Raw genomic sequence first — 12,782 nt, forward strand, 5'->3', positions numbered from 1 at the left:
CTGTTATGAGATGAGAATAAATCAAGAAACCTTTCTAACCAAGTTAACGTATATCCCAATATCTTCAAAATTAGTGAGGGGGTTTAAGCATGTCATTTTTTAATAAAATGTTGGCCAGTGTTGGAATTGGGGCGGTAGAGGTAAATACGCATCTTGAAAAATCATCGTATTATCCCGGGGAAGATATAAGAGGAGTTATTCATATTAGGGGCGGGAACGTAGATCAAAACGTTGATCGAATCTACGTAAAGCTGATGACGGAATACATCAGAGAGCATGATGATAAGAAGTTCACGGAATCTTTCATCATTGCCAAAGTTAAACTATCGGACAGCCTGGTAGTAAAGCAGGGCGATAAGCTTGAAATTCCTTTTGAATTCCCACTCCCTCTGGAAACACCGCTTACCTTGTCCAGGCAGCCAGTTTGGGTGCATACAGGTTTGGATATCGAATATGCGATCGATCCGAAGGATCGGGATTTTATCGAAGTTACGCCGCACCCTTATACTTCAGTTGCACTGGATGCAGTATCGGAGCTCGGCTTCCAATTCAAGAAGGCAACCTGTGAGCATCATCCCCGATTAGGCCGCGGGCTTCCTTTTGTTCAGGAAATCGAGTTTTATCCGGGACGTGAATATGCAAGTAGAATTACAGAGTTGGAGCTGATCATGTATCTGGAGTCTGACCGACTAACCGTTCTGGTGGAAATAGACCGTAGAGGAAGAGGCTTGTCCGGCTGGCTTGAACGCTCGTTCGATATGGATGAACGTCAATGCCGAATGATTTTGGAGAAGAGTGAACTGCAAAAGGGCCCAACGTACATTGCCGAAATCCTTAAAAATATGTTGGATAGACAAATATAATAAAACAACAAAGCAGTCGATTGAATTGAAATTTATGGTAGTAACCCTCATGAATTTTAGTATAATAGATGTACTATATAACTGAAGGGAAGGGTTATCGTATGAAGTTTACGGAATATCCGTATAAGCGTCCTGACATTAAAGAAATTGAACAGCGGTTTAAAGAATTACTGAAAGCGTTTAATGAAGCATCCACTTTTGAAGAGCAGGATCAAGCGATGACGGCGATTAACGAGCTGCGCCATAACATGGATACCCAAGCCACACTGGCGAGCATCCGTCATTCGATCGACACCACCGATTCGTTCTATAAAGAAGAACAGGACTTTATGGATGAAGCCGAACCGGTGTTTCAGGAATACATAACCGATTATTACAGAGCGCTAATGGGCTCCAAGTTCCGCACTGAATTGGAGGCTAAATGGGGACAGCAGTTGTTCGCCCTGGCTGAATTGTCACTGAAGACGTTCAGTCCGGAAGTGATTGAAGACCTTCAGCTCGAAAATAAACTGTCGACCGAGTACTCGCAGCTGATTGCATCAGCAAAAATTCCTTTCAATGGTGAGGAGCTTACGCTTTCCCAGCTGACTCCTTATGAATTGTCCACAGACCGGGAAGTACGCCAGCGTGCTTTTGATGCGCGTTATCAATTCATGGCAGAGCATGAAGATGATTTTGACCGGATTTATGATGAGCTGGTTAAAGTACGGACGAAAATCGCCAAAAAGCTTGGTTATAACAATTTCGTGGAGTTGGGTTATGCGCGCATGGCCCGCACCGATTATAACGCAGAAATGGTTGCGAACTTCAGACAGCAGGTGCAAGATTATCTCGTGCCGATGGCCTCCAAGCTGAAAGAGCGCCAGCGCAGCCGTATTGGCGTTGACGATTTGTTGTTCTACGACGAGGGCTTCAGCTTTAAGTCCGGAAATGCAACGCCGAAGGGTGATGCCGAATGGATCGTGGAAAACGGTAAGAAAATGTACAGCGAACTGTCACCGGAAATGAATGAATTCTTCACCTTTATGATAGAGAACGATCTTATGGATTTGGTAAGCAAAAAAGGAAAGCAAGCCGGTGGATATTGTACGTTTATTCCGGACTACCGCGCACCGTTCATTTTCTCTAACTTTAATGGTACCTCCGGAGATATTGACGTGCTGACGCATGAAGCGGGTCATGCATTCCAGGTGTATGAGAGCCGCGGATTCGATGTGCCGGAATACAATTTCCCGACATATGAAGCGTGCGAAATTCACTCCATGAGTATGGAGTTCTTCACATGGCCTTGGATGGATCTGTTCTTTAAAGAGGATACCGACAAGTACAAGTTCAGCCATTTGTCCGGTGGTTTGGAGTTTATTCCTTACGGCGTGTCTGTCGACGAGTTCCAACATTTCGTGTACGCTAACCCGGATGCTACGCCGGCTGAACGTAAAGCAGCATGGCGTGAAATCGAGCGTAAGTACCTGCCGCATCGTAATTTTGCGGGTAATATGTATCTGGAAAATGGCGGCTTTTGGCATAAGCAAGGTCATATTTTTAAATCACCGTTCTATTATATCGACTATACGCTGGCTCAAATTTGCGCTTTCCAGTTCTGGGTACGCCTGCATGAGAACTATGAAGCCGCTTGGGCTGATTATTTGAAGCTGTGCCAGGTCGGCGGCAGCAAGTCGTTTGTTGAACTGGTGAAATATGCCGGTCTTAAATCTCCGTTTGAAGACGGCTGTATAGCTTCCGTTGTTGGAGATATTGAAAATTGGCTGAACAGCGTGGATGACAAGGCGCTTTAATCGTTAGTAGAGAAGTGGAATCATAACATCAAGAGCCGAGTGAGATTTTGGGATCATGTCCTAGATTTCACCCGGCTCTATTCATTGTCCTTACATTTCTGTAAATTTGTTGTTTGCAGATAAAAAGGTTAAAATGAAATTAGGTTACTTAAAGTAAGACCAATATCGAAATGGAGGAGTTAATCATGTCCCAAAATATTTTAAACACAGGTAAACTAGTTCATAACATGGCACTTCAACAGATTCAGGCTATTCCGGAGGAGCTATTTGATATCCAGCCTCCGCAGTTCAATAATACGATCCGTTGGCATGTGGGGCACGTTATCTCCAGCTTGAATTACTTTCTTTCTCTAGCTGTTCCGTTTAACTTTGAGATTCCGGAATCATATGGTGGATTATTCGGAACCGGAACGAGACCATCGGAATGGACGACAACACCTCCTACAAAGGAAGAGCTTGTCAAGTATTTCTCCGGTCAACTTGAAAGCTTGGCGGGTATATCTCCAAGTGCTCTTGAGCAATCGCTAAAAGCACCGATTGACTTGGGCAAGATGCACTTTGAAACCGCAGGAGAGTTGGTCAACTTCGCTCTGATTCATGAAGCTATGCATATTGGAAACATCTCCAGCATGTTGAAAGTCATTCAGCACAATCAGGCATAATCATATTGTTAAAAACGCCTTCGGCGTCCTTCTCAAGGACGCCGAGGGCGTTTGTGTTTGGTGAAGCAGTTTCACGGATGTGGTCGTTGTCGCGCACGTGGAATCGGCCAGCTTTTTATCAATTAAACAATTAAACAGCACTTTGCTCAATTTGCACAGCAACTGATTTACGATCGGGATATATTAAGCTTGCAATTATACCAACCAAGAGGCAGATGAAGAAAGTGCTGAATTTCGCAGAAACAATCGCTTCCAGTGGTGAAATCGACCACAGTATCGCACTGAGAAAACCTGTAATAATCGTTGCGATTACCCCAATACCCGATGTCTTTTTCCAGAAGAAAATTAATAAAATGACAGCAGAAAACGTATTGCCTATGCCTGCCCAAGCAAAGCTTACAACACCATAAATGATGGAATCAGACCATAATGAAATGATAAGACCTAATATCCCAGCTATAATAACGACGAGACGAGATAAATTAACTAAAGTGCTGCCCTTCATCTTAATTCCCATTGATTTATGAATAATATCTTCACTTACTGATGTAGTTACCACCAATAGTTGAGAGGAGGCTGTAGACATAATGGCAGCCAATATACTGGATATAATAATTCCTGCTACCCAAGGAGGCAATAAATCCGAAACCATATAAGGCAATATCATTTCGGCATCATCTATTGTGCCTTGTTTATAAAGAACGGAACCGAAAATCCCTACTAAAAACGCGCCGACATAAACAATAAGTGTCCAGATAAAAGCGACCCATTTCGCTGTACGCAGTTCCTTTTCATTTGTCAGCGCCATAAAACGAGAGCTTAATTGAGGTTGTCCGCCAAGCCAACCAAAGAACCACGAAAAGTTGGTCATCAACATGGCTCCTAACGCTAACCCTGTTAATCCTCCAAACCAGTTATTAGCGCCATTCCCCATTTCAGTCAAAGCATGAGAGATCGATAAATCATGATGTTGAATTTGGATAAACGCCACAATCGGAACGATGATAAATGTTAACACCATTAAAAAGCTTTGTACCGTATCTGTCCATACAACGGACATAAAGCCTCCCATGCACGAATAGGCAATGATAATTAATGCAATCACTACCGTTCCAATTGTGATATCCACACCGGAAATCGAATAAAGGGTTTTACCCGTACCTGAAAATTGGCCTGCAATATAAAAGACGGAAAATGCCCCCATAATTAAAGCGGATAATACCCGAATCATGTTGCTGTGGTTTGGAAATTTAACAGCTAAATAGTCCGGCAACGTAAAGACGTTATATTTTTTTCTTTCATTCATAAATTTCCGCGCTAAAAATAGCCAGGAAAAAACTACCCCTAAAAACATGCCAGACAATATCCAAATACCCGATAGACCAGTCACATAAATAAAACCAACCGCGCCTAAAAACATGTACGCAGATTCACCAGTTGCTCTTTCTGAAAAAGCCAATGCCCAACCAGGTAATTTATTTCCGCCTAAAAAATAATCATGTTGATCTAACTTTTTTCTACTAAAATAAACGCCGATTCCTAACATAGCTAGTAAATATATTACGATTTCTGCATAAATCACAAAGCTGCCTGTAACGTTCATGCGATTCCCCTCTTTTAATTCGTAGTAAACTTATAAGATTTATATAAATTTAAGCTACATACGATGATCTGTCAATAAATTAATATAATAAATAAAAAAATAATTCTCAGTAAACTCATATGAATTAAATTGAATTAAATAAGTATAGGCTATATAATGATGATTATTAATATAATGCAATGTCCCCTTATGCTTATAAGAAAATATAAATGGGAGTGTCTACTATGAATGAAACTAAAATCATCATCCCGCCATTATCGATGTACGCGATCACAGCTAAACTTTTTACACATGTAGAAAGAGCAGTTGTTTCTAAATACGGTGAACAAGGACAAGACCTTATGCAACAAGCAGTAGAACGTTTCGGATATAAAGATGCGGAAGACATTGCTAAAACAGCAACGGTTGATGGCGAAAACCATACATTATTCGAATATATTCCAAGTTATCATCATACTGAGAACAAATATAAAGACCTGACGATCTATGCATTAATGGCTAAGTTATTTGCGCAGCTGAGTAAAGCGGTCGTTGATGAATTTGGCGATGTAGGAAAGGATACGATTCGTGAAGGGGTTCGCACATTTGGTGAAGAGCGTGGCCGAGGAATCGCGCAAAGGGCTCGTACGAATGGGGAGAAAAATACAATTTATAACTACTTGTCCAATTATGATATGGGTAGAAGTGATTTATTCACCTATACGTCCGATATTAAGCCTGAGGAAATCGAGCAGAACTTTACGGCATGTCCTTTTGGTCAGCAATGGGCGGATGACGACATGCACGAATATGGTATTTTATATTGTGAAATGATTGACCCCGCTGTTGCGCGCGGATACAACAATAAATTTGAAGTTGAACATGATCAGTATGTGTTAAAAGAAGGCAACTGTCATTTTAGATTCAAATTAAAGGAATCTGAGTCAAATGATTAATATACAACGATTAAGCGAACATATCGAACAATTATCCTTAATAGGAAGAACGGCTGATGGGGGAATCAACCGCTTTTCTTATACGGATGATGAAAAAAGAGCGAACGAACTTGTTGCGCAATATATGGAAGCAGCGGGGTTAACCGTTCGTTACGACGTGGTTGGCAACCTTATTGGAAGTCAGACAGGCACCGAAGATTTACCTGTGATTTTATTAGGATCTCATATAGATACCGTACCTGACGGTGGAAGGTTTGATGGCAGTTTAGGTGTGTTAACAGCTATCGAAGTCATTCACTCTTTGAAGGAACAAGGAATAGATCTCAGACATCCGGTGAAAGTCATTGCTTTTAAAGATGAGGAAGGAACCCGATTCGGATTTGGCATGATTGGAAGCAGAGCGATTGCAGGGACGTTATCAACAACCGATTTGCTGAGAATGGATGAAGACGGAGTAACGATTGAGCAAGCCATCGCCAACGATGGTTTAGAGAGGAGACCTCTTTCCAGCGCTAAATTAGACAATGTTAAATGTTATGTAGAAGTTCATATCGAACAAGGAAAAGTGCTGGAGCGAAGTGATGCGGCAGTTGGAAATGTAACGGGAATCGCAGGACCTTTATGGCTGAAATTTCAGTTAATAGGGCTGGCTGAACATGCAGGCGCGACCCCAATGAACCAACGCCAAGATGCTTTAGTGGGAGCAAGTTTAGTCATTGCTGAAGTTGAGAAGATGGCGAAGAAATATCATTCTTCGGTGGCGACTGTTGGCAAATTAATCGTTAAACCCAATGGCGTAAATGTAATTCCTGGTGAAGTTGAATGGACTGTTGATATTAGAGATATAGACGAAGACAAGCGCAATCTACTGGAAAATGACATTAAACAGTATGCTGAAACCGTCGCCAAGGAACGTCAATTGCATCTACATGTCACCGAATTACAGCGTGTAGAGCCAGTTCAGTGTGATGAAAATATTCAAAATGCGATTAATGAAAGTATTCAAGAAATAGGTGAGAACGTTGTATCACTACCAAGCGGGGCCGGACATGACGCCATGCAATTTAAGCAAAACTTCCCTGTTGGCATGATTTTTGTCCGGTCTAAAGATGGAATCAGTCATAATCCTAAAGAATTTACTGCTGAAGAAGATATTGAAAAAGCAGCAAAGGTTCTATACAAAACGATTGTAAAACTGGATCGATAATCATATTGTTAATTTGGTCTCCCTGAGCTTTGAGCTTTGGGGAGATTTTTGTTGTGGTCGGAACGTCAGAACGTCAGAACGCTGCACGAAGGAATGGGCTAAGGTTATTCACTAAAACATAAAATCTTGACAAACATTAGCTGTTTTTAATCTATATAGAATACATGTATAAGTCCTGTATTTAACTCGGAAAAGATGCTATATTTTATTCATACTTCGATGAAAGTGCTTACAAATGGCTGTGGAAAGTGACAGAAAGGAAGGTGAGGCAGGGATGATGTAAGCTTTTTGAGGTCTAAATTGCTTCCGAGCATGGCCCTGATTAGAGATTGTAACGGTAGAGGAGGATATTAATATTGAACAGGTCATTAAGCGCAAAGGCGTTCATTCTAATGCTTAGCTTTTGTATGCTTCTATCATCCTTGGGCTTAGTAAAGTCTGCAGAAGCAGCTGAAGAGATATCGGAAAGTAATTTAACACTAGAGAATCCAGGATTTGAATTGCCGCTCACAGACGGAGCTGTACCTGGCTGGACACAGTTACTCGGCGTGAGCATGAACGGTGGAATATCGGTAACGGATGCCGTCTACAATTCAGGCTCATACAGCTTAAAGATTACAGATAACGATAAGGTCAATCTTGGTGTAGAGAGCAGTAAAATAGACGTCACTCCGCTGACCGAATATACAACAGGAGCCTACGTTCATATAGAAAGCGGCTCCGTTCAGCTGCAAATGCGGTTTTATAAACAGGATGGTTCTCTTATACCAGCCGTTGAAGGAGGAATCGCCGTTCACGATCCTAACTTTACAAGCACGCCAGTTGGTCAGTGGCAGCAATTGACGGTCAAGGCAGCTGCACCGGCTGGGGCGGTATCTGCGTCCGTTGTTCTGGTATCAGGCAAAAATGCATCGGGTATCAGCTACTGGGACGATATTAGTGTGGAAAAAGGTGGAGCAGTAACCCCGAATCCAGATCCGGATCCGGAACCGGAGCCTAATCCGGGAGAGCAGCCAGGTCCCGGGTTCTTTTTAAAAAACGGAGGGTTTGAACAGCCAAGCACTGAGCCAACTATTCCCGGTTGGACGGTAAAAGGGGGGCATGCTCGCCTAAGTCAATCGCTTGTTTTTGAAGGGCAGAACAGCTTGTACCTGGAAAATCAGGCGAATGTCGGTCCTGCTGTTCATGTAGAGAGTGATTTGATGAATGTGAAAGAGGGGGAGAGTTATACATTGACATCGAGCGTTTTCTTGCAGAATGGTCAACTGGAAGGCTTCTACGTCTATGTTTACGATGAGAGCGGAAAGCTGGTTCCCGGTCCGACAGGCTCGAACTTTCATCTGTATGTGAATGCACTGCCCGTGTTGGCAGACGGCAAATGGGGATTGGCTGAAGGCACGTTCAAAGTGCAGCCTGGTGGGAAGACAGCAAGGATATCAGTCATCACAGGTTCCAAGAAAAGCTTTCAGGTTTATATCGATGATGTCAGCTTGCTGAAATCGGTTCAGAACGGAGGTTTTGAAGAAGACGTAACCAATGGCATCGTGCCCGGTTGGAAAAAATTCAACGAAGCTACAGATAGCGGGTCTTACAGCGTAACCGATGAGAAATCGTCATCCGGGAACAAAAGCTTAAAAATTCAGAACACACCGGATGTCTATCTGAATGTGATCAGTGATCTGATTCCGGTGGAACCGGGGGTTACGTATACGGCGAAAGCCCGGAATTTTATTGAATACGGCTCGGCTGATATGTATGTCCGTTATTTTGATTCCAGTAGAAAGTATCTGGGCAAACAGCATTACAGTATTAAGTCTGAGCCTATCTCGGTTTGGTTTACGAATGATGTGGAGGCGATTGTTCCGGCAGAAGCCAGCTACGCGGCTGTTATGTTTGCTGGCAGTCCGAAAAAATCGTATACGTATTACGTGGACGATGTGAAATTCATCAAGGGCAATCATCTAGAGAAGGAAGTTCCGGTTCCGGATAACTCCATTTCTAAAGTCGGACAGAATCTGGGGGTTCAAATCCGCAAGGCAACCATCATGAGAGGTGATATTGGAAAATACGCCGATGGACGCAATGTGATTTACACGGTCGTACAAGGGGCGCCATCCGTATTTACGGTGATCGATATTAAAACAGAGAAAGTGCTCAAAAGCATGCCGCTGGAGAACACAGAGGGAGCTTGGTCTGTGAAAGTATCAACCGATGGAACGGTGTATCTCGGAGCCTATAATAAGGGACTGTTATACCGTTACCTGCCGGATACGGACGAAATGATCAACCTGGGTCATCCGTTGCTGACCAAGGATGCCGTACTGTACCCGATGGACAGCGGAAAGGACGGAAAGATGTACGGAGGAAACTACCCATCCGGGAGCGTTTATGAGTATGATCCTGCCACGAACAAGTTCACCGATTACGGTACAATGGCGTTCAAGACGCAGGGCGAACGCTGGACGCGTGTCACGGTATATGATCCGGAGCATCATAAGATTTACGCGGGTGTTGGCAATGAAGCACGGCTTGTGGAGTACGACATTGCGACTGGCGTGAAGAGGGACCTTTTACCGGAGAAATACAAGGACATCATTTCGGTCTATGACCTCAATCTGGTCGGTGGAAAGTTATTTGCACGCAAGGAAGCGAACAACAGCTTTGAAACGTTTGTGCTGGATGCTGAGAGTGGAGAACAGATTCAAATTACGAATGGAGATACTGGAGAGAAGGGCTTCGAGCTGATCAACTATTCACGCGGGGTATCCCCGAAGTCTCCGATCGCGAACAAATTATATTATGCTGGACTGAATGGGATGCTGTATGAGTACGACCTGAGTACAGACACGTACCGTTCTCTTGGCGCCAGCATCGAGGGGGCTGCAATCGGATACGGCTATGTGGAACTTGAAGAGGAAGGCTTCCCTGGTTACAGTCTGGTCGGATTGTCCGGCAACGGCGGTAAAATGTTCAAATACAATCTGGAGACCGGAAAAGTGAAGCTGACGGATGTCATGCTGCCAGCGGAGCCTGTGAAGATTCACGATATTGAGAGAGGTCCCGACGGCAAAATCTATACAACCGGCTATCTCGCCGGTAACGTGGGAGTCTACACGCCGACAACCGGAGACAGCATGTATCTTAATGGTTTGAGTCAGAGCGAAGGAACCACCGTCATTCATAACAAAATGTATTTTGGTATCTATCCGGATGCCAAAATTTACGAGTATGATCTGAGCAAACCATGGAATCGTGACAATTCCGATAAACTGAATCCCAATCTCTTGTTTACTCTGTCGAAAAATGAACAGATTCCGGGTTACACCTTGCAGGATCGGCCGTTTGGAGTGGCTGGTTCAGAGGAGTTGAATAAGCTGTTTGTTGGTACCGTTCCGAAGAACAGCCTTCTTGGCGGGGTGCTGGCGGTATATGATCTTACGGAGCGGAAGGCACCGGAAGTGTATTGGAATCTCGTACCGGATCAAAGCGTTCTCTCGCTCGTATATAAAGACGGGATTGTGTACGGAGGAAGCTCCGTTTATGGCGGGCAGGGAGGGACACCTGCAGCTTCGGAAGCCGTTCTGTTTATGTGGGATGTGCAGAAAAAGGAGAAGGTATTTGAAGTGGTTCCTGTCCCCGGTAAAAAATCCATTACCGCGCTTCATATTGGACCCGACGGGAACATTTGGGGACTATCCAACGGGGCGTTGTTCGTATTTGATCCGGAGCAGCGAAAGGTGATTTACAGTAAGGATGAATTTCCGGCCGCAGCTGGGCGCTGGATTGACGGATCGATGGAAACAGGTAGTGACGGGAATGTGTATGCGACGGTTGGAGGGAACTTCTTCAAAGTGAATGCCGATACGAAAGAAATGACCGTGTTGGCCACCGAAGTCCAGAAGGTCGCACAGGACGACTTTGGACATTTTTATATGTATACAGCAGATGGAACGATTCTTTATAAATACTCCATTCCTGAACTCATACTTAAAGTGACAGGCGCTGAGCTTTCAGCTTCGGATACCTCCGTCAAGGTTGGTGAGGAGTCTCAGTTATCTTTAAGAGCACAGTTGGAAAAAGGGCGAAGCACCAAGGAGCTGTCAGGCGCTAAGATTTCGTATACCATTAGCGATCGGGCAGCGGTGTCTATCAAACAAGGAATGATAACGGCACTAAAACCGGGCGTTGTCAGCATTCAGGCAACTGTAAGCTTAAACGGTACGGTGGTGGAGTCGAACTCAGTCCAGCTAACAATTACAGGCACGGGTAGCGGAGGTGATGGTGGTGAGAATGGCGGAGGAAATGGTGAAGGGACTCCGGGATCACCCAGCCCTGGAAATCCTCCTGCAGAGACGGGAACACCGTCAAAAGACAGTGAGACGTCTGCACAGGGTGCGACGCATGCCCGGATTCAAGTGAATGTGGCTATTGTTAAACTGCAAAATGGGGCAGCTGCACTGGAAATAAAGGATGATGTTTATAAGAAAGCTGCTGAGCAGGCAGCGGCTGCTGGTATTCACGAGCTCGTTATTCAGCTACCTACGGTCCAAGGACTGAATAAATGGAATGTTCAGCTTCCAGTTACGGCTTTGGAAACGGCGAAGAACAACAAGGTGACAAAGGTCAGATTGACCTCCGAAATTGCCGATATGGCGGTGAAACTGGATGCGATCAATAATGTCGCAGGCTCCGTGTTGCAGCTTGAGCTGAGCCGTATACAAGGGGAGGGCAGCAATCTTTCACATCTTAGGGGTGTGCCGATATACGAGTTTAATGTTTATCAGAACAATAAAAAAGTAACTGATTTCACACATAAGAGGGCACTTGAGATTGTTATTCCTTTCGAGCTTGCAGCTGATGAAGCCCCGGGTATGATGATTATGTACTTGCTTAATCCGGACGGCAAGCTCAAGCCTGTAAAGTCTTCAGCATATGATGCCGTGAAGAAAAGAGTTTATATGGTTAGTCATCAGCCCGGTCGATATGTTATTAAACAGGCACAGGTCAACTTTAATGATGTTGAAGAAAACCGTTGGTCCCAAAAGTACATTCATCAACTGGCCGCGAGAGGAATTCTCGAAGGGAGAACAAAGAACCAGTTTGCGCCCGGTGAACATGTGACCCGTGCCGAGTACTTGAAGCTGATGATGGAAGCTTTTGATCTTATTCAGGGACAATCTAAAGCTGACTTTGTTGATGTGAAAGAGGGCGCCTGGTATTACCAAGCTGTAGCAAGCGCTCAAAATCTTGGTATTGCCTCCGGCGTTGGAGGAAACAGGTTTGAACCTCATCAGCAGATCACGAGAGAAGAGATGGCTGTGATCGCAAGCCGGATCGCAGACACTTCCGGTATTGAGCTTCTGGTGAAGGCGGAGCAAGATGATATACACTTCAGTGACGGCGCGGATATTCGACCTTATGCGAAACAAGCAGTAGAACGTCTTCACAAGGCGGGTATTATTACTGGAATGGAGGGCGGTCGATTTAACCCTCAAGGAATGGCAACGCGTGAGCAGGCGGCAAAGGTCGTGTGGCTGATGCTCGAAGCCACGATGGAATCCTTGTAACATAATAACGGGAAATGGTGCATAATAACTGAGCGGAAGCAGGGGGAATCCTGATTCTGCTCAGTTTTTTTGTGAGATAAAAGTCGGAGTAAAGTGCATCCTTAGGCGAATATCATGAATTACCTGACTACAGTCAGTCTATATAATAT

The 12,782-nt window shown here is 44.3% G+C and carries 7 protein-coding genes; 6 read left to right on the top strand and 1 reads right to left on the bottom strand.

All coding sequences use genetic code 11. The annotated features are described in order from the left end of the window. Nucleotides 1–89: 89 nt before the first annotated feature. From B9N86_RS02910 to B9N86_RS02920, 3 genes are all read left to right on the top strand, one after another. On the top strand, nucleotides 90–863 hold the full coding sequence (locus tag B9N86_RS02910) for a sporulation protein (RefSeq protein WP_208917689.1): 774 nt from the start codon (nucleotides 90–92) through the stop codon (nucleotides 861–863). Nucleotides 864–964: 101 nt separating this feature from the next. After that, nucleotides 965–2,659, top strand: coding sequence for a M3 family oligoendopeptidase (locus B9N86_RS02915; RefSeq protein ID WP_208917690.1), 1,695 nt, complete (start codon nucleotides 965–967; stop codon nucleotides 2,657–2,659). Between the two features lie 185 nt (nucleotides 2,660–2,844). Further along, on the top strand, nucleotides 2,845–3,321 hold the full coding sequence (locus B9N86_RS02920) for a DinB family protein (RefSeq protein ID WP_208917691.1): 477 nt from the start codon (nucleotides 2,845–2,847) through the stop codon (nucleotides 3,319–3,321). 130 nt (nucleotides 3,322–3,451) lie between these two features. Here B9N86_RS02920 and B9N86_RS02925 read toward each other — a convergent pair whose 3' ends face one another. Then, a complete protein-coding gene (locus tag B9N86_RS02925) occupies nucleotides 3,452–4,924 on the bottom strand; it encodes a sodium/proline symporter (protein WP_208917692.1) in 1,473 nt (490 codons plus the stop codon). A gap of 224 nt (nucleotides 4,925–5,148) precedes the next feature. On the opposite strand from B9N86_RS02925, the gene B9N86_RS02930 reads away from it, so the two are divergent. From B9N86_RS02930 to B9N86_RS02940, 3 genes are all read left to right on the top strand, one after another. Then, complete coding sequence (locus B9N86_RS02930) at nucleotides 5,149–5,859, top strand: L-2-amino-thiazoline-4-carboxylic acid hydrolase (RefSeq protein ID WP_208917693.1); 711 nt, start codon at nucleotides 5,149–5,151, stop codon at nucleotides 5,857–5,859. After that, entirely contained in the window at nucleotides 5,852–7,066 is a 1,215-nt protein-coding gene (locus B9N86_RS02935; RefSeq protein WP_208917694.1) for a Zn-dependent hydrolase, read from the top strand. Before B9N86_RS02930 ends, B9N86_RS02935 begins: the two co-directional genes overlap by 8 nt. A 356-nt stretch (nucleotides 7,067–7,422) precedes the next feature. After that, the gene (locus tag B9N86_RS02940; protein ID WP_208917695.1) at nucleotides 7,423–12,633 is read left to right on the top strand and encodes an S-layer homology domain-containing protein; all 5,211 of its coding nucleotides are present in this window, start codon (nucleotides 7,423–7,425) and stop codon (nucleotides 12,631–12,633) included. Nucleotides 12,634–12,782 lie beyond the last annotated feature (149 nt).

Source organism: Paenibacillus uliginis N3/975, assembly GCF_900177425.1.
In the GTDB taxonomy this organism is placed as follows: domain Bacteria; phylum Bacillota; class Bacilli; order Paenibacillales; family Paenibacillaceae; genus Paenibacillus_AQ; species Paenibacillus_AQ uliginis.

What these genes read in the sequence shown, in the direction of transcription:
- B9N86_RS02925 (WP_208917692.1), bottom strand. Translation starts at nt 4,924, where the DNA reads ATGAACGTTACAGGCAGCTTTGTGATTTATGCAGAAATCGTAATATAT.
- B9N86_RS02910 (WP_208917689.1), top strand. Translation starts at nt 90, where the DNA reads ATGTCATTTTTTAATAAAATGTTGGCCAGTGTTGGAATTGGGGCGGTA.
- B9N86_RS02915 (WP_208917690.1), top strand. Translation starts at nt 965, where the DNA reads ATGAAGTTTACGGAATATCCGTATAAGCGTCCTGACATTAAAGAAATT.
- B9N86_RS02930 (WP_208917693.1), top strand. Translation starts at nt 5,149, where the DNA reads ATGAATGAAACTAAAATCATCATCCCGCCATTATCGATGTACGCGATC.
- B9N86_RS02935 (WP_208917694.1), top strand. Translation starts at nt 5,852, where the DNA reads ATGATTAATATACAACGATTAAGCGAACATATCGAACAATTATCCTTA.
- B9N86_RS02920 (WP_208917691.1), top strand. Translation starts at nt 2,845, where the DNA reads ATGTCCCAAAATATTTTAAACACAGGTAAACTAGTTCATAACATGGCA.